Source organism: Janthinobacterium sp. NKUCC06_STL (genome assembly GCF_019345455.1).
GTDB lineage: Bacteria > Pseudomonadota > Gammaproteobacteria > Burkholderiales > Burkholderiaceae_D > Janthinobacterium > Janthinobacterium rivuli.
Map to the genome: position 1 here is coordinate 32,211 of NZ_JAHKQY010000006.1, position 21,173 is coordinate 53,383.

Annotated in this window: 22 protein-coding genes; 5 read left to right on the forward strand and 17 right to left on the reverse strand. The window is 61.9% G+C overall.

Annotation, left to right across the window (positions count from 1 at the left end):
* Nucleotides 1-59: 59 nt before the first annotated feature.
* From KO539_RS18975 to rpsP, 8 genes are all read right to left on the reverse strand, one after another.
* On the reverse strand, nucleotides 60-509 hold the full coding sequence (locus tag KO539_RS18975; RefSeq protein ID WP_035825422.1) for a CBS domain-containing protein: 450 nt from the start codon (nucleotides 507-509) through the stop codon (nucleotides 60-62).
* A gap of 81 nt (nucleotides 510-590) precedes the next feature.
* Nucleotides 591-926 carry a DUF3579 domain-containing protein gene (locus KO539_RS18980; protein ID WP_029496213.1) on the reverse strand — a complete coding sequence of 112 codons (336 nt, stop codon included), beginning with the start codon at nucleotides 924-926 and terminating at the stop codon, nucleotides 591-593.
* A gap of 224 nt (nucleotides 927-1,150) precedes the next feature.
* Complete coding sequence (locus tag KO539_RS18985) at nucleotides 1,151-2,110, reverse strand: CobD/CbiB family protein (RefSeq protein WP_035825418.1); 960 nt, start codon at nucleotides 2,108-2,110, stop codon at nucleotides 1,151-1,153.
* 97 nt (nucleotides 2,111-2,207) lie between these two features.
* Nucleotides 2,208-2,867 carry a CoA pyrophosphatase gene (locus tag KO539_RS18990; RefSeq protein WP_219310933.1) on the reverse strand — a complete coding sequence of 220 codons (660 nt, stop codon included), beginning with the start codon at nucleotides 2,865-2,867 and terminating at the stop codon, nucleotides 2,208-2,210.
* Between the two features lie 80 nt (nucleotides 2,868-2,947).
* Nucleotides 2,948-3,331, reverse strand: coding sequence for a 50S ribosomal protein L19 (gene rplS / locus KO539_RS18995; protein ID WP_035825414.1), 384 nt, complete (start codon nucleotides 3,329-3,331; stop codon nucleotides 2,948-2,950).
* A 130-nt stretch (nucleotides 3,332-3,461) separates the two neighbouring features.
* Complete coding sequence (gene trmD / locus KO539_RS19000) at nucleotides 3,462-4,208, reverse strand: tRNA (guanosine(37)-N1)-methyltransferase TrmD (protein WP_219310934.1); 747 nt, start codon at nucleotides 4,206-4,208, stop codon at nucleotides 3,462-3,464.
* A 50-nt stretch (nucleotides 4,209-4,258) separates the two neighbouring features.
* The gene (rimM, locus tag KO539_RS19005; RefSeq protein ID WP_034759867.1) at nucleotides 4,259-4,816 is read right to left on the reverse strand and encodes a ribosome maturation factor RimM; all 558 of its coding nucleotides are present in this window, start codon (nucleotides 4,814-4,816) and stop codon (nucleotides 4,259-4,261) included.
* A gap of 13 nt (nucleotides 4,817-4,829) precedes the next feature.
* Nucleotides 4,830-5,081 (reverse strand): 30S ribosomal protein S16, encoded by a 252-nt coding sequence (gene rpsP, locus KO539_RS19010; protein WP_010395524.1) that lies wholly within the window; start codon nucleotides 5,079-5,081, stop codon nucleotides 4,830-4,832.
* Between the two features lie 277 nt (nucleotides 5,082-5,358).
* Here rpsP and KO539_RS19015 point away from each other — a divergent pair, with 277 nt between their 5' ends.
* Together KO539_RS19015 and KO539_RS19020 are read left to right on the forward strand one after the other, a co-directional pair.
* The gene (locus tag KO539_RS19015; protein ID WP_219310935.1) at nucleotides 5,359-5,793 is read left to right on the forward strand and encodes an NINE protein; all 435 of its coding nucleotides are present in this window, start codon (nucleotides 5,359-5,361) and stop codon (nucleotides 5,791-5,793) included.
* Between the two features lie 125 nt (nucleotides 5,794-5,918).
* A complete protein-coding gene (locus KO539_RS19020; RefSeq protein WP_035825403.1) occupies nucleotides 5,919-6,545 on the forward strand; it encodes a glycine zipper 2TM domain-containing protein in 627 nt (208 codons plus the stop codon).
* 134 nt (nucleotides 6,546-6,679) lie between these two features.
* On the opposite strand, the gene KO539_RS19025 is transcribed toward KO539_RS19020, so the two are convergent.
* The 6 genes from KO539_RS19025 to KO539_RS19050 form a co-directional block, all read right to left on the reverse strand.
* Nucleotides 6,680-8,470: an acyl-CoA dehydrogenase gene (locus KO539_RS19025; RefSeq protein ID WP_219310936.1), complete on the reverse strand. Its 1,791-nt coding sequence runs from the start codon at nucleotides 8,468-8,470 to the stop codon at nucleotides 6,680-6,682.
* Nucleotides 8,471-8,562: 92 nt separating this feature from the next.
* Nucleotides 8,563-9,495, reverse strand: a complete 933-nt coding sequence (locus KO539_RS19030) for an electron transfer flavoprotein subunit alpha/FixB family protein (protein WP_034781780.1) — start codon at nucleotides 9,493-9,495, stop codon at nucleotides 8,563-8,565.
* A gap of 40 nt (nucleotides 9,496-9,535) precedes the next feature.
* Nucleotides 9,536-10,285, reverse strand: a complete 750-nt coding sequence (locus KO539_RS19035; RefSeq protein WP_034759884.1) for an electron transfer flavoprotein subunit beta/FixA family protein — start codon at nucleotides 10,283-10,285, stop codon at nucleotides 9,536-9,538.
* A gap of 243 nt (nucleotides 10,286-10,528) precedes the next feature.
* Entirely contained in the window at nucleotides 10,529-10,756 is a 228-nt protein-coding gene (locus KO539_RS19040) for a sulfurtransferase TusA family protein (RefSeq protein ID WP_010395510.1), read from the reverse strand.
* Between the two features lie 237 nt (nucleotides 10,757-10,993).
* On the reverse strand, nucleotides 10,994-13,606 hold the full coding sequence (gene alaS / locus KO539_RS19045; protein WP_219310937.1) for an alanine--tRNA ligase: 2,613 nt from the start codon (nucleotides 13,604-13,606) through the stop codon (nucleotides 10,994-10,996).
* Between the two features lie 121 nt (nucleotides 13,607-13,727).
* Nucleotides 13,728-14,168, reverse strand: a complete 441-nt coding sequence (locus KO539_RS19050) for a Fur family transcriptional regulator (protein ID WP_035825393.1) — start codon at nucleotides 14,166-14,168, stop codon at nucleotides 13,728-13,730.
* A 158-nt stretch (nucleotides 14,169-14,326) separates the two neighbouring features.
* Between KO539_RS19050 and KO539_RS19055 the strand changes: the two genes are divergently transcribed.
* On the forward strand, nucleotides 14,327-16,384 hold the full coding sequence (locus tag KO539_RS19055) for a TonB-dependent receptor domain-containing protein (protein ID WP_225243423.1): 2,058 nt from the start codon (nucleotides 14,327-14,329) through the stop codon (nucleotides 16,382-16,384).
* 103 nt (nucleotides 16,385-16,487) lie between these two features.
* Here the strand turns inward: KO539_RS19055 and ugpQ are convergent, their stop codons facing one another.
* Entirely contained in the window at nucleotides 16,488-17,231 is a 744-nt protein-coding gene (gene ugpQ / locus KO539_RS19060) for a glycerophosphodiester phosphodiesterase (protein ID WP_219310938.1), read from the reverse strand.
* A 199-nt stretch (nucleotides 17,232-17,430) separates the two neighbouring features.
* On the opposite strand from ugpQ, the gene KO539_RS19065 reads away from it, so the two are divergent.
* On the forward strand, nucleotides 17,431-18,543 hold the full coding sequence (locus KO539_RS19065; RefSeq protein WP_219310939.1) for a sensor histidine kinase: 1,113 nt from the start codon (nucleotides 17,431-17,433) through the stop codon (nucleotides 18,541-18,543).
* On the forward strand, nucleotides 18,540-19,424 hold the full coding sequence (locus tag KO539_RS19070; protein WP_219310940.1) for a LytTR family DNA-binding domain-containing protein: 885 nt from the start codon (nucleotides 18,540-18,542) through the stop codon (nucleotides 19,422-19,424). Before KO539_RS19065 ends, KO539_RS19070 begins: the two co-directional genes overlap by 4 nt.
* On the opposite strand, the gene KO539_RS19075 is transcribed toward KO539_RS19070, so the two are convergent.
* Both KO539_RS19075 and KO539_RS19080 read right to left on the reverse strand, forming a co-directional pair.
* A complete protein-coding gene (locus KO539_RS19075) occupies nucleotides 19,425-19,751 on the reverse strand; it encodes a hypothetical protein (RefSeq protein ID WP_099379466.1) in 327 nt (108 codons plus the stop codon). It lies immediately after the preceding gene.
* A gap of 80 nt (nucleotides 19,752-19,831) precedes the next feature.
* Nucleotides 19,832-21,106: an MFS transporter gene (locus tag KO539_RS19080; protein ID WP_219310941.1), complete on the reverse strand. Its 1,275-nt coding sequence runs from the start codon at nucleotides 21,104-21,106 to the stop codon at nucleotides 19,832-19,834.
* Nucleotides 21,107-21,173 lie beyond the last annotated feature (67 nt).

Below are 21,173 nucleotides of genomic sequence, written 5' to 3' on the forward strand. Positions count from 1 at the left end.
AGCAGCGACTGTAGCATTTTCAGGCAGGTGTGACTTGACCGGAATTGCGCAATACCGGCTTACTTTCTAGTGCGCTTTTCGTACACCAGCTGGCCGCTGCTGATACGCGCCAGCTCGGCCATCTCCTGGGCCAGGAAGGCCAGCAGGTCGTCGATGCTGACGACGCCGGAAAGCGCGCCCAGGCTGTTGACCACGGGCAGGCGCCGGATGCCGTTGACGCGCATGCGTTCGATGATGTCGTAGACGTCTTCGTCTTCGCTGGCCGTGAGCAGCTGCGCGCTCATGATGTCGCCCACCAGCAGGCTGGCGGGGTCGAGGCCCAGGGCGATGACGGAAATGACGATATCGCGGTCGGTGAGGATGCCGATGGGGACGCGCTCGCCGTTCGGCTGTTCGGCCACGATCAGGTCGCCCACGTGATGCTGGCGCATCAGCAGCGCCGCGTCTTGCACGCTGGTGTCACGCTGGCAATGGATGGTGTGCAGGGTACAGATGTCGCCGATGCGCATGTCGCCACTCCGTTTGAGACAGAGTGTCCACGCTACGCCAGCCCGCCGTGGCGGGTTTGAGGCACATCAATGAAACGAGTCTTACTTTTCTTCGGGAGGCGGCAGGAAGCAGGCTTCGACGATTTGCAGGTCGTTATCCTTGGCAAATTCGCGCACGAAGTGAAACGCCATCGGCTCGATCTCGCGCAACTTCGTGTTGACCACCACCGACTTGACGCCATTGACGACGGTCGGGCGCACGTAGGGCGAATACTGGAGGTGCGCATTGCGCCCGCCACCTTCGGGATTGAAACAGGACATCACTCCACAAAGGCGCTCGGCCCAATCGCTGGGTCGGAATTGCTTGCCATTGCTGGTGAGACCAAGGATGAAGAACTCGTCTGAGAGTTCCCCTGTTTTTTGAGATAACTCGGCCATGTGGCTTGTCGGGACTGGATTGCGTGAATGGCCCCGGCGGGTAAGCCGGGCTGGTAGTCAACTACGTTTGCTGCGGTAAGCCAGTATTATATCTTATAGAAGACTTGGGTTCTACCTCGATCTGCCCTGACGATGCAAACAGGGGCCGGCACGCGTAACGCGCCAGCCCCTATTTTAACCTTGTTCCACGCGCAAGGCGCATGGATGGCGCGTGTGCGCCCGCGTCAGCCGAGGAAAACGGCGCCCGACATCAACAACAGCAGCAGCATCCACAGCAGCAAGGCGCGCCAGACCAGGCCCACCGTGCTCTGCAAGGCGCGTGCGCCCGGCTCTTCGCCTGGCAGGATATCGCTTTCGCTGTCGCTGTCATCGACGGCCATGTCCGGCGTGACGAGCACGCGGGCCGCCGTTTCCGCTGGCGTGCCCAGGCGTACGCCCATGGCGCCGCCGCCGGCCGTCAGGATGATGCCGATGGCCTCGTCCTGCCAGCGCTGGGCGAAATTGCGCCAGGCATAGATGGCATCCTCGAAATTGCCGACCACGGCAAACGCCACGGCCGTCAGGCGCACGGGGATCCAGTCGATCCAGTAAAAGGCGCGCGCGGCGAACTGGCCGAACGCTTCATTGCGCATGTGCTCAGGCTCGTTCCAGGCGCGCGCCAGGTATTCGGCCACGCGGTACATCACGGCGCAGGCAGGACCCACCGGCATCAGGAACCAGAAGAACACGCCAAACACATTGCGGTGCGTCGTGATCAGGGCTTTTTCCACGGCGATGCGGGCGATTTCGCTCGCTTCCATGCCTACCGTGTCGAGTTTGGTCCACTCGCCCAGCAAAGTGCGCGCGGACGCTTCGTCGCCGGCGCTCAGGGCCAGCTGGATCGAGGTGAAATAATGGCTGTAGTGACGAAAGCCCAGGGTCAGGTAGACGATGAGGACGTTCCAGACGAAGGCCAGGGGGGTCAGCTGGTAATACCGCAAGAGCCAGTACACGCCTGCCGTCGGCACCATCAACGCGCCGATCATGAGGAACCAGCCCATGCGGCCATGGTTGGCGTGGCCGGCATTGAACCAGGTCTCCATGCGCATTGCCAGGCTCTTGATTTCGGCGTAGATCGGATTGTCCGCGCGCAAAGGTTTGAGCTGCTCGATCAGCAATGCGCAAAGTATGGAGAGAAATGTCATCAAACGTCCTTTTTGTCTTTTTCAGCAATACCGCAATGCCCGCTACGATAGCGCAGTGCCGTGCTGGAATCAAACTTATTACGTGCGCGGCATCATTTTACGCGCGCAAGAGGTGAAACAGATTGCGCAGCATGCCGGCGGTGGCGCCCCAAATATAGAAGCGCTCATACGGCATCGCGTAGAACGAGCGCCGTCCACCGGGCAATTCCACCGACAGGCGCTGATGGTTGAGGCCATCCATGAGGAAGGCCAGCGGCACTTCGAAGATTTCCGCCACTTCGGACGGGTCGGCGCGCAGCTCGAACGGCGGCGTCACCAGGCCCACCACGGGCGTGACCTGGTAGCCAGTGCCCGTCAGGTAATCGGGCAGGCAGCCCAGCACCTCGATGTGCTCGCGCGACAAGCCCACTTCTTCTTCCGTTTCGCGCAAGGCCGTGGCGACGGGCGACGCATCGAAGGCTTCGCTGCGCCCGCCGGGAAAGCTGACCTGGCCCGCATGGCTGCTCAGGTGATCCGTGCGCATGGTCAGCAAGATGGTCAAGCCCTGCGGGCGCTGCACCAGCGGAATGAGCACGGCGGCGCGCACGGGCACGGCGCGGGCGGACAGAAAATCCTGGGTCATCTCGGGCTGCCAGTCAGGCTGTTCGGCCAGGCGCTGGCGCAGCCAGTCCGGCGTCAGGCGCACGGCGTCCAGCGCCGCTTCGCCGGCGATCGAATCGATGGCAAGTTGTTTTGGATCAAATGCGATAGTGGCCATGGCAGCTTGCCTCAACAGCAATTCAGAATAAAAAAAGGGGCACCAATACGGTACCCCTTTTCCCAACGCAGACGCTGATATTACGCGCTTGCTTTCGCCACAACGCGGCGATTTGGCAATTTTTCTTTGATACGCGCCGATTTACCCGAACGCTCACGCAGATAGTACAGCTTGGCGCGGCGAACGTCACCACGGCGTTTCACTTCGATCGAAGCGATCAGCGGCGAGTACAGTTGGAACGTACGCTCAACGCCTTCGCCGGACGAGATCTTGCGAACGATGAAGTTCGAGTTCAGGCCACGGTTACGACGGGAGATAACGACGCCTTCGTAAGCCTGGGCGCGCTTGCGCGTACCTTCGACTACGTTGACGCTGACGATAACGGTATCGCCTGGTGCGAAGTCAGGAATCGATTTACCCAGACGGGCGATCTCTTCTTGCTCTAATTGTTGAATCAAGTCCATTTTATAACTCCGAAAACCATCATGCCGGCGCACTGTGGATAGCAAGTATCCGCCCGGTAGAGGATGGGTAACACAATATGGGCAACATGCCCGGCACTACTGGCCACCCTGCCCGCCGTCCGGAGACGGCTTACAGGCTGGCCAAGAATTTTTCGTCAGTCTTGCTGAGCAAGCCGGCGGCGCGTGCACTGACCAGCAGGTCAGGCCGCTTCGTCGCGGTCGCTTCCAGCATGCGCTGGCGGCGCCACTTGACGATCTCGGCATGATTGCCACCCATCAAGACGGGCGGTACGGCCATGCCTTCGTATGTTTCCGGCCGCGTGTAGTGCGGCGAATCGAGCAAGCCATTGACGAAACTGTCCTCGATGGCCGATGCCTCGGTGTTCAAGACACCCGGCAACAAGCGGATCACCGCATCCATCAGCGCCATGGCAGGCAATTCACCGCCCGACAACACGAAGTCGCCGACGCTGATTTCCTCGTCGACGCAACGGTCCAGCAAACGCTGGTCCACGGCTTCGTAGCGGCCACACAGGATCACCAAACCAGGTTCGGCTTTCAGCTGCGTAACGCGCTCGTGCGTCAGTGGACGGCCTTGCGGCGACATGAACACCACGCGGGGCGCCGCCAGTCCCAATTCGGTCTGGCGTTGCTTCGCGGCATTGATTGTCACTTCGAGGGGACGGGCCATCATCACCATGCCGGGGCCGCCGCCATACGGGCGGTCATCCACGGTACGGTGATTGTCGGTGGTGAAATCCCGGGGATTCCACAGCGACAAGCCACATTTCCCCTGCTCGAAGGCGCGCCGGGTCACACCCGACTGCGTCAGCGCGGCAAACATTTCCGGGAACAGGGTCACGACATCAAATTGCATCGCTCACCATCCTGCAACGTTTGCCCGGCGCATTGTTAAGCGCAGGCGGTTTAATAATCGAGGCCCCAGTCGACCGTGATCTTGCTGGCAGCCTTGTCAACGTTAATGACAAACTGACCAACAAACGGGATCAGGCGCTCAGGCGCCTTTTCAACGGTCTCATCGGCAGTGGCGACGGGCGTAACGCGCAAGATCGACTGCGGACCATTGCTCATCATGTCGTGCACTGTGCCGAGGCACTCGCCTTGCAAATTCTCGACTGTCAGTCCGATCAGATCGGACCAATAAAATTCATCGGCCGTCAGCGTCGGGAAATGGCTACGCGGAATTTGCACAGAGACGCCTTTCAGCGCTTCTGCGGCATCCCGCCCGACCACACCCACCAGCTGGGCCACGACGTCGCCGCCGTGTAACTTCGCTTGCCTGACTTGAACATCATGCAAGGTCGGTTTATCAAACCACCAGGTTTTGACGCTTAATAATGCATCCGCGTCGTCGGAGAAAGGAGTGATCCTGACTCCGCCAGCAATGCCATAAGCACCGGAGACATAGCCTACCTGTACCAGGTCATCGGGGACTTTCACCCCGGATGCAGTCTTGACCGTCAAACCAGTGATCTAATTAAGCTGCTGCTTTGTTGTTGCTGGCTACCAGGCGAGCAACGGTTGGCGACAATTGTGCGCCAACGCCTTGCCAGTAGGCCAGACGGTCTGCGGTGATACGCAGTGGAACTTCGCCACCTTGCGCCATCGGGTTGTAAAAACCGATACGCTCAATGAAGCGACCATCGCGGCGATTGCGCGAATCAGTAGCGACGATGTTGAAGAACGGGCGCTTCTTGGCGCCTCCACGAGCTAAACGAATAACGACCATAATATTTCCAAAAAGTGTGCTGAGGCGGAAAAAGCCGCAAATTATAGCGCGCTTTACCGCCAGGCAGCAAGCGTTATGATGACGGGCGTGTAATTTGGGCTAATCAAACATTATGACCAGTCATGACCGAAGACGCAATAGGCGCGTGCGTCTATCGTGCCTGCCATGGCTTGACATCAGGCGAAATCATTACATAAACGCCACAGGAAAGTGCTATCGTTGTGCGAGACGATGACCGATACTGGCAATCTTTACCGATGAGCAACTCTGGAGTCCCATGACCACCGCTACCATTTTGCAACAGTCGCACAAGAACAAGGCCTTCACGGCACTGCTGGCCTTCCTGCTGGGCATGCTGGGCGCCCACCGCTTCTACCTGCATGGCGCCAAGGACCGCTGGGGATGGCTGCACCTGGCCGCCCTGCCCGCCTCCTTGCTGCTGCGCCAGCTGTTTCCCGACGCGGACTGGTTTTATCAGATATTGCCGCTGACCCTGTCCGCCCTGGGCGGCTTCCTGCAAGCGCTGGTGCTGGGCCTGATGCCGGACGACAAATGGGATGCGCGCTACAACGCCGCCTCCGGTCGCCCGTCGGACACGGGCTGGCCCCTGGCCGTCGTGCTGGTCGCTACCTTGATGCTAGGCGCGGGCGTGCTGATCGCCACCATGGCACGCCTGTTCGACTTGCTGTACACAGGCGGCGCCTACGGTTAATTTCCATTCGGAAACCAGCTCGACTCGCCCACATGTAAGTGTTGGTAAGCAATCATGATTTTCCTCTATACTGCATTCACAATGCCGACATTACTGGCACATTTAACACCCCCTAGGAGAAGATCATGATTCGTCGCCCACTCATCCTCGCAGTCGCCATCACGGCCCTGTTCAGCACTTCCGCCTTCGCGCAAAACCTGTCGCCGAAGGCGCAATACGCCTACGACACGAAGCAGGCCAGCACCCGCTATGCGGACGACAAGAAACTGTGTGCAGAAGAAAGCAGCTCGAAAGCGCGCATGCAATGCCTGCGCGACGCCAAGGGCGAATACGACCAGGCCATCATCAACGCCAAGGCCGCGCAAAAAGCCGGTAATTCCTACGCCAGCCAGCCTTCCAAGCAGCCGCAACACCAGATCTGCGCCGATTGCGGCAAGGTGCTGGCAGTCAACGTCGCTGAAAAGGCCGGTGAAGGCGGCGCCCTGGGCATGATCGGCGGCGGCGTGGCCGGCGCCCTGCTGGGTCGCCAGGTCGGCGGCGGACGCGGCAAGGATCTGGCCACCCTGGCCGGCGCCGCAGGCGGCGCTTTCGCGGGCAAACAAGTCGAAGGCCACATGAAAAACAGCAAGGTGTGGACCGTCACCGTGCAATACGAAACGGGCGCCAAGGCTGACTTCGCGTTTGACCAGGATCCAGGGCTGGCTGCTGGCGACCTGGTGCGTAATTCCGGCAACGGCATTGCCCGCCGTTAAGAACGCAGAGTAAATCTGGGGTCAGACCCGGCGGGTCTGACCCCGGCACTTACGTTTGGGGTTAAAAAAAGCGCTGGAGATCACTCTCCAGCGCTTTTTTGCATTCAGCCAGCTTCGGCTGGCCAAGTTTCAACTTAAAACTGCTCTTCCGACAGCGCCATCACGCCGGCGCTGCCGTCGATGATGGTGGCGCGCAAGCCTGGCGCTTGCGACAGGATGTGGTCGGCAAAGAAGCGCGCCGTGGCGATTTTTGCCTTGTAGAACGAAGCGTCGCCGCTGCCTTCTCCCAGCCTTTGCTGCGCCACCACGGCCGCGCGCGCCATTTGCCAGCCGCCCAGCACGATGCCGGCCAGCTTCAGATACGGCACGCTGCCCGCGAACACGGCCTTGATGTCCGTCTTCATGTTCGCCACCACATACTCAACTACCGCCTCGAGCGCGGCGCTGCCTTCGGCCAGGTGGCGCTGCATGGCCTGGAAGTCGGCGCCAGTCAGTTCGCCCAGCTGGGCTTCCGTGGCGCGCACCTGGGCGATGATGGCTTTCGCCACGGCGCCGCCGTCGCGCACCGTCTTGCGGCCCACGAGGTCGTTCGCCTGAATGGCCGTCGTGCCTTCGTAGATGGTCAAGATTTTGGCGTCGCGGTAATGCTGGGCGGCGCCCGTTTCTTCAATAAAGCCCATGCCGCCGTGCACTTGCACGCCGTCGCGCGTGACGTCCTGCGACATTTCCGTGGCCCAGCCCTTGATCACGGGCACCAGGTATTCATATGTCGCCAGGCTTTCCGCGCGCACGTCCGCGTCCGGATGGTGGTGCGCCACGTCGCTGATGGCCGCGCCCACGTAAGCCAGCGCGCGCGCCGCCTCCGTTTGCGAGCGCATCGACATCAGCATGCGGCGCACGTCCGGATGGTGGATGATGGAGACCGGGCCTGGCGAGCCCGCCAGGTCGCGCGACTGCACGCGGTCCTTGGCGAACGCCACGGCCTGCTGGTAGGCGCGCTCGGCCAGGCCGATGCCTTGCAAGCCGACGCCGAAGCGGGCCGCGTTCATCATGATGAACATGTATTCGAGACCGCGGTTTTCCTCGCCCACCAGCGTACCGATGGCGCCGCCGTGGTCGCCGAACTGCAGCACCGCCGTCGGGCTGGCCTTGATGCCCAGCTTGTGCTCGATGGAGACGCAGTGCGCGTCGTTGCGCGCGCCCAGGCTGCCATCGGCATTGACGAGGAATTTCGGCACGATGAACAGGGAAATCCCTTTTACGCCGGCGGGCGCGTCCGGCGTGCGGGCCAGCACCAGGTGGACGATGTTTTCCGCCATGTCGTGTTCGCCGTACGTGATGAAAATCTTCGTGCCGAACACTTTATAGGTGCCATCGCCCTGCGGCACGGCGCGCGTGCGCACGGCCGCCAGGTCGGAACCGGCTTGCGGCTCCGTCAGGTTCATGGTGCCCGTCCACTTGCCTGACACCAGGCTTTCCAGGTAAACCGCCTTTTGCTCGTCGCTGCCGGCCGTCAGCAGCGCTTCGATGGCGCCGTCGGACAATAACGCCACCAGGGCGAACGAGATGCTGGCCGAGTTGAGCATTTCGATACAGGGCGTGGCCAGCAGCTTGGGCAAGCCCTGGCCGCCAAATTCCGTCGGATGCTGCACGCCCTGCCAGCCCGCTTCGCCGTAGGCCTTGAAGGCTTCCTTGAAGCCTTTCGAGGTGGTCACTTGCCCGTCGTGCCAGAAGCTCGGCTCCTTGTCGCTGGGACCGTTCAAGGGGGCCACCACGCCGCCGCAGAACTTGGCGTTCTCTTCCAGCACGGCTTCGGCCGTGTCGGGCGTCGCGTCTTCGCAGCCAGGTAGCGTGTGGATTTCGGCCAGGCCGGCCAGTTCGTTCATGACGAACAACATGTCTTTCAGCGGGGCTTGATAGCTCATCTTCTTTTCTCCAAGAAAAAAGCCACGCGCGGCTCGCCGTGTGGGGCGGGCCGGCGTGGCTTTGTCAATAACAAAACCGGAAGGGGTGTGACTTAACCCAGTTCTTTGACCAGTTGCGGCACGATCTCGAACAGATCGCCCACGATGCCGTAGTCGGCCACGGCAAAGATCGGCGCTTCCGGATCCTTGTTGATGGCGACGATGGTTTTCGAGTCTTTCATGCCGGCCAGATGCTGGATCGCGCCCGAGATGCCGACGGCGATGTACAGCGATGGGGCGACGATCTTGCCCGTCTGGCCCACTTGCCAGTCGTTCGGCACGAAGCCGGCGTCGACGGCGGCGCGCGACGCACCCATGGCGGCGCCCAGCTTGTCGGCCAGCGGCTCCAGGATGTGGAAGTTTTCGGCCGAACCCATGCCACGGCCGCCCGACACGATGATTTTCGCGGCGGTCAGTTCAGGACGGTCGGACTTGGCCAGTTCGCGGCCCACGAAGGCCGATTTGCCATTGTCGGCAACGGCGGCGACGGTTTCCGTGGCAGCCGAACCGCCGGTGGCGGCAGCGGCGTCGAAACCGGTGGTACGCACGGTGATGACCTTGATCTTGTCGCCAGATTGCACGGTGGCAATGGCGTTACCGGCGTAGATCGGGCGCTCGAAGGTGTCAGGCGAGTCGACCTTGGTGATTTCCGAGATTTGCGCCACGTCCAGCTTGGCGGCCACGCGCGGCAGGATGTTCTTGCCGTAGGCGGTGGCTGGCGCCAGGATGTGGCTGTAGTTGCCGGCGATGGCCAGCACTTGCTCGGCCACGTTTTCGGCCAGGCCGTCGGCAAAGTATGGCGCGTCGGCCACGATGACTTTCGTCACGCCGGCGATTTGCGCGGCGGCAGCGGCGGCGGCCGATGCGTTCGAACCTGCGACCAGTACGTGCACGTCGCCGCCGCACTGGGCAGCCGCGGTCACGGTGTGGTGGGTGCTGCCCTTTAAGGTAGCGTTGTCGTGTTCAGCAATAACTAATGCGACCATGATATGTCCTGTAATTGTTCTGGATAAACGGCGAGGCCGCTTAGATGACTTTGGCTTCGGTACGCAGCTTGGCGACCAGCGTGGCGACGTCCGGGACCTTGATGCCGGCCGAGCGCTTGGCTGGCTCGACGACTTTCAGGGTCTTCAGGCGTGGCGCAACATCGACGCCCAGGTCTTCCGGCTTGACGGTCTCGAGCGGCTTTTTCTTCGCCTTCATGATGTTCGGCAAGGTCACATAGCGTGGCTCGTTCAAGCGCAGGTCGGTGGTGATGATTGCTGGCAAGGTCAATGCCAGGGTTTCCAGGCCGCCGTCGACTTCGCGGGTAACGGTGACTTTACCGTCTTCCAGCACGACTTTCGAAGCGAACGTGGCTTGCGGCCAACCCAGCAGGGCAGCGAGCATCTGGCCGGTCTGGTTGCTGTCGTCATCGATGGCTTGCTTACCCAGGATGATCAGTTGCGGCTGCTCTTTCTCGGCCAGGGATTTCACCAGCTTGGCCACGGCCAGCGGTTCCAGTTCGGTCGTCGTTTCCACCAGGATGCCGCGGTCGGCGCCGATGGCCATGGCCGTGCGCAGGGTTTCCTGGCACTGCGTCACGCCGCAGGAGATGGCGACCACTTCAGTGACCTTGCCAGCTTCTTTCAGGCGCATCGCTTCTTCCAGCGCGATCTCATCGAAAGGGTTCATCGACATTTTGACGTTGGCGGTATCGACGCCAGTGCCGTCACTCTTGACGCGGACTTTGACGTTATAGTCGACCACGCGTTTGACGGGTACCAAGACTTTCATAGCTATGCCTTTGGGAAATTATAAAAATGACGGATCAAGTGCTGATTGTGCGTTCGATTATAAGAGAAATTTGAATCTTGAACCGAATTTAAGCACGATCGTGCGATTTTTTGTTAGAGCAATCCATCTAAACTGTCCAGCTTCGGGGATTTCAAGGGTGTCCGCCGCTACGCTGCAGGGCAGCAAAAGGGCTGGTTCGGGAAGGAAAACCAGGCCGCGCCACGGCGGCCCCGGCTGGCAGAATTATTTGCGTTGCATCAGGAAGACGAATTCGGTGCCCGTCTGCACATGCGACAGCAGGGCATTGCCCGTTTGCTTGGCGAAAGCCTGGAAGTCGCGCACGGAACCGGGATCGGTTGCCATGATGCGCAGCACTTCCCCGCTCTGCAGCTCTGACAAAGCCTTTTTCGCCTTCAGAATCGGCAACGGGCAATTCAAGCCCCGCGCGTCGAGTTCTTTGTGAAATTCCATAATCTCGGTATCAAGTAGTGTGTCGCTCATCATCAATATCCCACCATTGTTTTGTTGTACTGATTTTCGACATACTACTCTAAATCAGGGGCATTGACGCGCTGCACCAAAATAGTTCATCGGCTGTTGTGGTGTCACAACGAGATTCCACACGGCAAAACGGCCCGCAAACACCGTCTGCGGGCCGTTTTCAAGGGGCTGTGGGGCGAAAACCCCGCATGCCTGCTAGCTTACGCCTTATTTCGCGCGCTCGCCGACCCAGGCCGGCACGCCTGCCAGGGCGTTCGCCAGGCCGCTAGCATCGGTACCGCCAGCCTGCGCCATATCGGGGCGTCCGCCGCCTTTTCCGCCCACTTGCTGTGCAACGAAGTTCACCAGCTCGCCCGCTTTGACCTTGGAAGTCGCGTCGGCCGTCACGCCGGCGATCAGGCTGACCTTGCCGTCCGCCACGCTGGCCAGCACGATGGCGGCCGTTTTCAGCTTGTCCTTCAGCTTGTCCATGGTTTCGCGCAAGCGGGCCACGTCGGCGCCGTCCAGCACGGCCGCCAGCACCTTGATGCCATTGACGTCGACAGCTTGCGTGACCAGTTCATCGCCCTGGCCCGAGGCCAGTTTCGATTTCAGCGCGGCCAGTTCCTTCTCCAGCGCCTTGACGTGATCCTGCACCTGGCCGATGCGGGCAGTCAGCTCTTCCGGCTGCGCCTTCAGGGCGTTGGCCGCTTCGACCAGGCGGCGGTTGATGGTTTGCACCAGCGCCAGCGCGCCCTCACCCGTCACGGCTTCCACGCGGCGGATGCCGGCGGCAACACCGCTTTCGCCGATGATCTTGAACAGGCCGATGTCGCCCGTGCGCTGCACGTGGACGCCGCCGCACAGCTCTTTCGAGCTGCCGATATCGAGCACGCGCACTTCGTCGCCGTATTTCTCGCCGAACAGGGCCATCGCGCCATGCTTGACGGCATCGTCAAACGACATCAGGTGCGCTTGCGTGGCGCGGTTTTCCAGGATCTCTTTATTGACGATGGTTTCCACGGCGGCGATTTGCTCGGCCGTCATCGGCGCATTGTGGCTGAAGTCGAAACGGGTCTTGTCCGGGTCGACCAGCGAACCTTTTTGCGCCACGTGGCTGCCCAGCACTTCGCGCAAGGCCTTGTGCATCAAGTGCGTGGCCGAGTGATTGCGAATCGTGCGCGCGCGCTTGGCCGTGTCGACTTGCGCCGAGACGGCGTCGCCCACTTTCAACACGCCCGACTCGAGCACGCCGTGGTGGCCGAACACGTCCGCCTGAATTTTCAGGGTGTCGCTGACGGCAAAGCTGCCGGCGCCCGAGGAAATCACGCCCTGGTCGCCCACCTGGCCGCCCGATTCCGCGTAGAACGGCGTCGTGTCGAGCACGACGATGCCATCCTGGCCCGCCTTCAGTTCGGTGACCTGCGTGCCGGCCGCGTACAGCGCCACGACCTTGCTGCTGAACGTCAATTGATCGTAGCCGACGAATGTGTTTTTCTCGCCCGTGTACTCGACCTTGCTGTCCTTGTGCGTCTTGCCGCCCTTGCGCGACAGTTCCTGGCTTTCCTTCAGTGCCGCGTCGTAGCCGGCCTGGTCGAAGGTGATGTTGCGTTCGCGGCAAATGTCGGCCGTCAGGTCCGGCGGGAAGCCGTAGGTTTCGTACAAAGTAAACGCGGTGGCGCCGTCGATGCCCGTGGCATCCTTGGCCAGCTGCGCTTCCAGCACTTTCATGCCCGTTTCCAGGGTTTCGCCGAAACGCTCTTCCTCGGCTTTGAGCATGTTGGCGACGTTGTCTTTCGCTTCTTCCAGCTCCGGATAGGCGCCGCCCATCTCGATGGCGAGATCGGCCACCAGCTTGTAGAAGAACGGTTTCGTCTGGCCCAGCTTGTGGCCATGGCGCAAGGCGCGGCGGATGATGCGGCGCAGCACATACGCGCGGCCTTCGCTGCCCGGAATGATGCCGTCGACGATCATGAAGGCGGCGGCGCGGATGTGGTCGGCGATCACGCGCAGCGACTTGTTTTCCAGGTCCGTGGCACCAGTTTCGCGCGCGGCGGCGCGGATCAAATGCTGGAACAGGTCGATTTCATAGTTCGAATGCACGTGCTGCAGCACGGCGGCCAGGCGCTCCATGCCCATGCCCGTGTCGACGCATGGCTTCGGCAACTTGTGCATGACGCCCGCTTCGTCGCGGTTGAACTGCATGAACACCAGGTTCCAGATTTCAATGAAGCGGTCGCCGTCTTCGTCAGGCGAACCCGGCGGGCCGCCAGGAATGTCGGCGCCGTGGTCGTAGAAGATTTCCGTGCATGGACCGCATGGGCCCGTGTCCGCCATCTGCCAGAAATTATCCGATGCGTAGCGCGCGCCCTTGTTGTCGCCGATGCGGATGATGCGCTCGGTTGGTACACCAACCTCGCTCGCCCAGATATCGTACGCTTCGTCATCTTCGATGTAGACGGTGACGGTCAGCTTGTCAGCCGGCAAGCCATATACCTTGGTCAGCAGTTCCCACGCGTATTGAATCGCGTCGCGCTTGAAATAGTCGCCAAAGCTGAAGTTGCCCAGCATTTCAAAGAAAGTGTGGTGGCGCGCCGTGTAGCCGACGTTTTCCAGATCGTTGTGCTTGCCGCCGGCGCGCACGCAGCGCTGCACCGAGGTGGCGCGCGTGTACGGACGGCTGTCCGTACCCGTAAACACGTCCTTGAATTGCACCATGCCGCTGTTCGTCAACAGCAAGGTCGGATCGTTGCCTGGCACCAGGGAGCTGGAACGGACGATGGAATGGCCCTTGGACTCGAAAAATTTGAGGAACTTGTCGCGGATTTCAGTTGATTTCATGTTTTTTTGGCAAAGAGTGGCGGCAGCTTTAAAGGGAAGATTATACGTGATCTAGATACGGGAATTGGCGCCGGGCAGGCAGCATTGTTGCAAGCCTGCCCATGGATGCCGCCCTGCCCGCTCAGGCCGGGTCGTGGTGGCTGGCGCAGGCGTGCGGGGCTGTGCCAGCCACACTGGCGCCGGCGGCCGCATTGCAGTCGGCGCAGCGGCCGTACAGGGTCAGCTCGTGGCGCTCGACGACAAAGCCTTGCGGCGCCATGCGCTTCAAGTCGCCCGGGCAATCGTGCACGTCGAACACGCGCTGGCACGTGGTGCACTGGAAATGGTGGTGGTGGTGATTGGCGACAGCGTTCGACTCGTAGCGCGGGTTTTCGCCCGGCAAGGTCACCACGTGCACTTTTTCTTCCAGCACCAGGGACTTCAAGTTGCGGTAAACGGTGGCGATGCCCAGCTGCGTCACCTGCAAGCTGGCCTGTTCAAGGATTTCCTGCGCCGATAATGGGCGCTGGGCCGACTCGATGGCGGCTTGAATAGCGGTTTTTTGACGTGTTGTGCGTTCCATAGCCGACAGAATACACCATCCGCCTCTATCTACCGCCCGGAAAAACTGTCACACAGTAATGATAATGGGTTATCATTATCAACTTAGGGCAGGCTATTTCCTTTTCACGCGCTGCCCCAACCCTGCCAACACCGATAGCCGATAAGGAAATCTTGCCCATGTCCGTCCGTCCTCACCAACCCACTCCCCTCGCGCTGGCCATCATGCTGGCCTTTGCCGCTCCCGCCAGCGCACTGGCGCAGCAGGCGACAACCTTGCCTGCCGTCACCGTCTCGGCCAGCGCGCTGGCCCTGGGCAGCGACGACATGAGCACGCCCGTCACCGTGCTCGAAGGCGAGGCACTGGTGCTGGCAAGGGCAGCGACCCTGGGTGAAACGCTGGCCGGCCAGCCCGGCATCACGTCCAGCCATTTCGGCGCCGGCGCCAGCCGTCCCATCATCCGCGGCATGGATGGCCCGCGCGTGAAAGTGCTGTCCGACGGCGCCGAAGTGCAGGATGCGTCGACCATCAGCCCCGACCATGCTGTCGCGGCCGAACCGATGCTGTCGGAACAGATTGAAGTCTTGCGCGGCCCGTCCGCGCTGGCGTATGGCGGCGGCGCCGTCGGTGGCGTGGTCAATGTGATCGACAAGAAAATCCCCACGCGCGTGCCGGCAAAGGGCTTGGAAGGCAGCGCGGAAGTGCGCGCCAACTCGGGCGCGCGCGAAAAGGCAGGCGCCTTTGAAGTGACTGGCGGCTCCGGCAACATCGCCTTCCACGCGGAAGGCGTCAAGCGCGACGCGAAAGAATACAAGGTCGGCAGCGGCTGGGAAGGCGGCTCGACAGTAGGCGGCAGCTACAACAAGACGGACACGGGCAGCGTGGGCGTGTCGTGGGTAGGTCAGCGCGGCTTCCTGGGCCTGGCCTTCACCAGCCAGCATGCGGAATACGGCTTGCCCGGCCACAACCACGAATTCGAAAGCTGCCACCCGCATGGCGCGCACCTGCATTGCGGCGGCCACGAGGGCCACGGCCATGGCGACGAAGAAGAACATGAGCACGAGCATGAACACGAAAGCGTGCCCTACGTGAAACTGAAGAGCGAACGCTGGGACGTGCGCGGCGAATTGCGCGACCCCGTGCCCGGCTTCGCCAAGCTGCGCCTGCGTGCCGCGTTCACCGATTACAAGCACGATGAAATCGAAGGCACGGAAATCGCCACCACGTTTAAAAACAAGGGCCACGATGCACGCCTGGAAATGGAACACCATCCCGTCTTCGGCTGGCGCGGCGTAGTCGGCCTGCAAACGTCGAAGCGCGATTTCTCGGCCCTGGGCGAGGAAGCGTACGTGGCGCCGACGGTCACGAAGAAACACGCGGCCTTCCTGGTGGAAGAATACAAGCTCGACCAATGGCGCTTCGAAGCGGGCTTGCGCCATGAATGGCAAGACATCACGGTCGACAGCGCCACCTTGCAAGACCGCAGCGCCAAGGGCACCTCGATCTCCCTGGGCGCCGTGTGGAAATTCGCGCCCCAGTACTCGCTCGGCTCGACCATTTCCCGCACGCACCGCCTGCCCAGCGCCGAGGAACTGTATGCGCATGGCGTGCACATGGCCACGGCCACGTATGAGCTGGGCAATGAAAACCTGGGCAAGGAAACGTCGAACAATATCGACTTGACCTTGCGCAAATATGCGGGCGCCACGACCTTCTCGGCCAGCGCCTACCGCAACAAGGTCGACAACTACATCTTCGGTTCCACCCTGGACAACCACGAAGGCTTCCAGCTGATCCAGTACGCCCAGCGCGACGCTACGTTCACGGGCGTCGAAGGCCATATCCGTCAGCAACTGAACCCCATGTTCGGCGCCAGCGTGTTCGGCGACTACGTACGGGCCAAGCTGGCCGACGGCGGTGGCAACTTGCCGCGCATCCCGGCCCAGCGCCTGGGCGTGAAATTCGACGCCAACTGGCAGGCGTGGAGCGGCGTGGCCGAACTCTACCGCGTGGGCAAGCAGGATAAAGTGGCAGCGTTCGAAACGGCAACGCCGGGCTACAACATGCTCAACCTGTCCGCCAACTACGACACGCGCATCGGCACGACGCCGGCCCAGTTCTACATCAAGGCGAACAACCTGACGAATGAACTGGCGTACAGCCACACCTCGTTCATCAAGAATGCGGCGCCGTTGATGGGGCGCAATGTGACCATCGGTATGCGCGTGACTTTCTAAGCTGCTTGAAACGTAGGTCGGCTTAGCGCGCAAGCGCGTAAGCCGACAACACCAGCGGCGCCAACAATGTTGTCGGATTACGGCGCTGCGCGCCTAATCCGACCTACGCCATGGATGGAATAATATCTATCCTGTCCGTACAAAACCCATCCACGCCCCAGGCCAGCAGCTCGCTGGCCCGCTCCGGGGTGTTGACGGTGTAGCAGAACAGTCCATATCCCGCCTCCTTGACCTCCCGCGCCAGTACCGGCGTCAGCTGCCGGTGGTCGCAATGGATCGCCACCACGCCCAGTTCCTTTGCTTTTTTCACCCAATCATCCGGTATCTGTTCGACCAGCCAGCCGCGCGCCAGTTCCGGGGCCGCCTCGCGCGCCGCTTCCAATGCAGCGATGCTGAACGACGAAAGCAACGGCAATAACTCTCCTGCAGCAATTTCCTTTGCGAAATAGTCGCGTGTGGCGCGCGCCACGGTCTTGCCCGTGGGCACGTCGAAGCCGGACGCCGGCTTGATTTCGATATTCATCCAGATGCGCTGCGCCTTGCAATAGGCCACCACGGCCTCGAACGTGGGCACGCCTTCGCCCGCGAATGCGGGGCCGAACCAGGCACCCGCCTCCATGGCGCCCAGCTGCGCGGCCGTGTAGTCGCTGACCTGGCCGCTGCCGGCCACGGTGCGGCCCAGCTCGGGGTCGTGTACGACGACGGGCACGCCGTCGGACGCCAGCATGACGTCGAATTCCACGGCATGGTAACCGTAGGCCAGGCCGCAGCGCAAGGCGGCCATGGTATTTTCAGGCGCCAGGGTGCCGCCGCCGCGGTGCGCCAGGGTGCGTGGGTAAGGCCACATGGGGATTCCTTTATGATGATCAGGTGGTCGATCAAGACGTCTTGCCATCATCGCGTGCAAGCGCCACCATGTAAAGGACGCGATCAGGCGATTGGCGCCACGCCAGCCCTGTTTCGTCGCAACGGCGTTGCGCCCGCATGCAGAGCCGCCCATAATTGCCGCATTGCCAACCTGAGCGCCCATCTGAAAGCTGTCCCGCATGCATCCTACCGACACCGTCCCCCGCAAGACGGGCTTTCCCTACCGGCGCCTGCTGGGTGATGCCCGCTATGCGCTGCTGCTCAATGTCCTGTGTGCCCTCTTTATCACCTTCGTGCTGAGCGGCGGGCAAAGCTTCTGGCTCAACCTGCTTGCATCCATGTGCATAGGCGGCATCGCCTTCCTGTTGATCGACGGCATCCGCCTGGCTTGGTGGGGCGAGGGACGCCGCCCCCCAAGGCTGCCCTTCACTGCCCTCATCATCGTCAGCGCCGCCGTGGCACAGGTCGCCGGCACCATGCTGTTCGGCTGGCTGGCCAATATCGACGTTCCCGCGCCCGTATCCATGTCGTCACGCAATGTCGGCATGACGGTGTTCACCTTGGCGGTGGCGGGAGCGGCCATCCTGTTCTTTGGCAGCCGCGAAAAAATCGCCCGCCTGCAAATGGAGGCGGCCCAGGAAAAGGCCCGCGCCGAATCCGTGGCGCGTCAAGCCATGCAGGCCCAGTTGCAGCTGCTACAGGCGCAGATCGAACCGCACATGCTGTTCAATACCCTGGCCAACCTGCAGGGCCTGATCAGCTTTGACCCGGACCGCGCCCAGTTGCTGCTCGACCAGCTGATCCAGTATTTGCGCGCCACACTTTCTTCCTCGCGCGCCGAGTCCACCACACTGGAACAGGAGTTTTCCCTGATGCAAGCCTACCTGGGCTTGATGTCGATACGCATGGGCGCGCGCCTGAGCTTTGCGCTGGACTTGCCCGAGGCTTTGCGCCAGATCAAGGTGCCGCCCATGCTGCTGCAGCCGCTGGTGGAAAACGCCATCCAGCACGGCCTGGAACCGAAGATCGAAGGCGGCCATATCCACGTGCAGGCCTCCACCGACGGCGGCGTGCTGCTGCTCACCGTCAGCGACGATGGCCTGGGCCTCGACCATCCGGGCCAGACCAAAGGCACGCACCTGGGCGTGGCGAATATCCGCGAACGCCTGCGCGGCATGCATGGCGATGCCGCCAGCCTGTCCCTGGCCGCCAACCATCCGGCAGGCGCGACGGCCCGCCTGACATTCCCCCTTCCATCCACTATCACGACTATCACGAGTCCACTCGCATGAGCCAATACACCCCACACGCGCCACGCGCCCTGATCGCCGAAGACGAACCGATACTCGCCGCCGCCCTCGCGCACGCCTTGCAGCGGCTGTGGCCGGAACTCGACATCGTTGCCACCTGCCCCAACGGCGTGGAAGCATTGCGGCAAGGCCTGGCGCTGCAGCCAGACATTCTGTTTCTCGACATCAAGATGCCAGGCAAGACGGGCCTGGAAGCGGCCGAAGAGCTGGCAGAACAGTGGCCGGACGGCGTTGCGTTTCCCCACATCGTGTTCGTGACCGCCTACGACGAATACGCGCTGGCCGCCTTCGAGCACGCGGCCGCCGACTACGTCTTAAAACCCGTCAACGATGCGCGCCTGGGCAAGACGGTGGAACGCCTGCAACAGCGCTTGCGCGACAGCGGCGGTGGCAGCGGCACCGCCGCAACCACTGCAACCACTGCAACAGCAGCGCCAGCCGAAACGGTGCCGCCAGCGCCGCAGGCGGCCCAATCCACCAGCGACGACAACATGGCCCGCCTGCTGAGCCAGCTGCAAGCCATGCTGCCGCCCGCCCCGCGCCTGCAAATGATACGGGCGGCCGTCGGCAACAGCGTGCGCATGATCGCACTGGCCGACGTCGTGTATTTCGAAGCGCTGGACAAGTACATCAACGTCGTGTGCCAGGACAGCGAGGCGCTGATACGCACGAGCCTGAAGGAACTCTTGCCCCAGCTGGACCCGCAACAATTCTGGCAAATTCACCGGGGCACCATCGTCAACGCCAGCGCCATTGCCACGGCCGTGCGCGACGAGGCCGGCAAGCTGTCGCTGACCCTGCGCCAGCACCCGGCGCAACTGCGCGTCAGCCCTTTATATGCGCATTTGTTCCGCCAGATGTAGCTAATGTAGCTGGTGCTTCAGGTCCGATAATTCATCGTGCACCTTGAGCACGGCGCTCTTCATTTCCGGCGTCACGCTGGCCGCCGTGCCGCACGCCCGCTTCGCGCGGTCGCCCAGCGATTCCATCTGGTCGACGGCTTGCCGGATGCGCGCATCGTCTTGCGTGTCGATGGCTTGCCGTACGGCGCTCTTTTGCTGGTCCAGCTGGTTGATGCAGTCCTTCAAGTCCATCGGCATGCCTTGCTGCTTGCCGCACAGCTGGGCCGCCTGGCCGATTGCATGTTCGATGGCGCCAAAGCGCCGTGCCACTTCCTTTACCTGCATCATGATGATCTCCTGTTCGCGTGGTATCCGGGTTGGATCACCAAGCTGGCACAGGGTTCCCCGCCACGGCCAAATCGCAGGACTCAGCCCACCGCTTCGCGCGCCCCCAGCGGCTGCAGATGGCGCAGGCGCAAGGCGATCAGCACGCCGCCGCCCAGGCACAGCCCCAGCATGATGACCACGCCCGTCCAGCCGTCGAAGCCCCACATCATGCCCGAGGCGGAACCGATCAGGCTCGACCCCAGGTAATAGAACAGCAGGTAGAAGGCCGACGCCAGGGCCTGCGGTGCGCGGGCGCGGCGGCTGACCCAGCTGCTGGCGATCGAGTGCGAGGCGAAGAAGCCGAAGGTGGCCAGCGCCATGCCGATGACGATCAGCGGCAGCGAATCGAACAGGGTCAATAAAATGCCGGACAACATCACCGACAGCATGATCCACAGCACACCCCGGCGTCCCAGCCGGTCCACCAGCCGGCCCGCCCAGACAGAGCTGAAGATGCCGATCAGGTACAGAAAGGCCAGCAAGCCGACCGTGCTCTGGCGCAAGCAAAATGGCGCGGCCAGCAGGCGGTAGCCGATGTAGTTATACAGGCTGACAAAACAGCCCATCAGCACGAACGCCAGGCAGAACAGCCACGGCAAGCCGCGGTCGGAAAAATGCTGTTTGATTGCGTGCGGCAAGGCATTCCAGCCTTTGGTACTGGGCACGAAATTTTTCGACGCCGGCAGGCTGCGCCAGAATTCGGCCGCCGCCAGCACGCCGGCCACGCCCAGCACGCCCAGGGCCCAGCGCCACGACAGGAAATCGCTGAGCATGGAAGCGACCAGCCGTCCCGACATGCCGCCAAACGCGCTGCCGGCAATATACAGCCCCATCGACAGGCCCAGGGACGGGCCCTCGATTTCCTCGCCCAGATACGCCATGGCCACGGCCGGCATGCCGCCCAGGGCGATGCCGAGCGCGGCGCGGATCGCCAGCAGCTGCGCATAATCCTGCGCAAACGCGGACAAAATCGTGAGTATCGCGGCGGAAAACATCGACGCCACCATCAGCGGCTTGCGGCCGACCCGGTCCGACACGGCACTGAGCAGCAGCAGCGAGATGGCCAGCAAGCCGCTGGACACGGACAAGGACCAGCTGCTTTGCGCCGGCGTCAGATGAAACTGCTGCGACAGCAGCGGGAACAGGGGCTGTATGCAATACAGCAAGCTGAAGGTGGAAAAGCCGCCGAAGAACAGGGCGCGGTTGCTGCGCTTGAATTCGATGGAACCCTTGGCGATGGCCGTGCGGGGAACGGGAGCAGAAACCGGAATGGCGGATGGGGCAGCGGGGGCAAAGGCAAGCGATGAATCAGACATGGCCGTGTTTCGAAGAAGGAGCGAGTCTTCATCTTAGGATTGCCAACTCATATCGTCCAATATATAT

Bases quoted from the DNA above. Each gene is read 5' to 3' on its own strand.
- KO539_RS18975 (WP_035825422.1), bottom strand. From the start codon at position 509: ATGCGCATCGGCGACATCTGTACCCTGCACACCATCCATTGCCAGCGT.
- alaS (WP_219310937.1), bottom strand. From the start codon at position 13,606: ATGAAATCAACTGAAATCCGCGACAAGTTCCTCAAATTTTTCGAGTCC.
- KO539_RS19070 (WP_219310940.1), top strand. From the start codon at position 18,540: ATGAGCCAATACACCCCACACGCGCCACGCGCCCTGATCGCCGAAGAC.
- rpsP (WP_010395524.1), bottom strand. From the start codon at position 5,081: ATGGTCGTTATTCGTTTAGCTCGTGGAGGCGCCAAGAAGCGCCCGTTC.
- KO539_RS19040 (WP_010395510.1), bottom strand. From the start codon at position 10,756: ATGGAATTTCACAAAGAACTCGACGCGCGGGGCTTGAATTGCCCGTTG.
- KO539_RS18985 (WP_035825418.1), bottom strand. From the start codon at position 2,110: ATGACATTTCTCTCCATACTTTGCGCATTGCTGATCGAGCAGCTCAAA.
- KO539_RS19050 (WP_035825393.1), bottom strand. From the start codon at position 14,168: ATGGAACGCACAACACGTCAAAAAACCGCTATTCAAGCCGCCATCGAG.
- ugpQ (WP_219310938.1), bottom strand. From the start codon at position 17,231: ATGTGGCCTTACCCACGCACCCTGGCGCACCGCGGCGGCGGCACCCTG.
- KO539_RS19030 (WP_034781780.1), bottom strand. From the start codon at position 9,495: ATGGTCGCATTAGTTATTGCTGAACACGACAACGCTACCTTAAAGGGC.
- KO539_RS19015 (WP_219310935.1), top strand. From the start codon at position 5,359: ATGACCACCGCTACCATTTTGCAACAGTCGCACAAGAACAAGGCCTTC.
- rplS (WP_035825414.1), bottom strand. From the start codon at position 3,331: ATGGACTTGATTCAACAATTAGAGCAAGAAGAGATCGCCCGTCTGGGT.
- KO539_RS18990 (WP_219310933.1), bottom strand. From the start codon at position 2,867: ATGGCCACTATCGCATTTGATCCAAAACAACTTGCCATCGATTCGATC.
- KO539_RS19075 (WP_099379466.1), bottom strand. From the start codon at position 19,751: ATGATGCAGGTAAAGGAAGTGGCACGGCGCTTTGGCGCCATCGAACAT.
- KO539_RS19055 (WP_225243423.1), top strand. From the start codon at position 14,327: ATGTCCGTCCGTCCTCACCAACCCACTCCCCTCGCGCTGGCCATCATG.
- KO539_RS19065 (WP_219310939.1), top strand. From the start codon at position 17,431: ATGCATCCTACCGACACCGTCCCCCGCAAGACGGGCTTTCCCTACCGG.
- KO539_RS19035 (WP_034759884.1), bottom strand. From the start codon at position 10,285: ATGAAAGTCTTGGTACCCGTCAAACGCGTGGTCGACTATAACGTCAAA.
- KO539_RS18980 (WP_029496213.1), bottom strand. From the start codon at position 926: ATGGCCGAGTTATCTCAAAAAACAGGGGAACTCTCAGACGAGTTCTTC.
- trmD (WP_219310934.1), bottom strand. From the start codon at position 4,208: ATGCAATTTGATGTCGTGACCCTGTTCCCGGAAATGTTTGCCGCGCTG.
- KO539_RS19080 (WP_219310941.1), bottom strand. From the start codon at position 21,106: ATGTCTGATTCATCGCTTGCCTTTGCCCCCGCTGCCCCATCCGCCATT.
- KO539_RS19025 (WP_219310936.1), bottom strand. From the start codon at position 8,470: ATGAGCTATCAAGCCCCGCTGAAAGACATGTTGTTCGTCATGAACGAA.
- KO539_RS19020 (WP_035825403.1), top strand. From the start codon at position 5,919: ATGATTCGTCGCCCACTCATCCTCGCAGTCGCCATCACGGCCCTGTTC.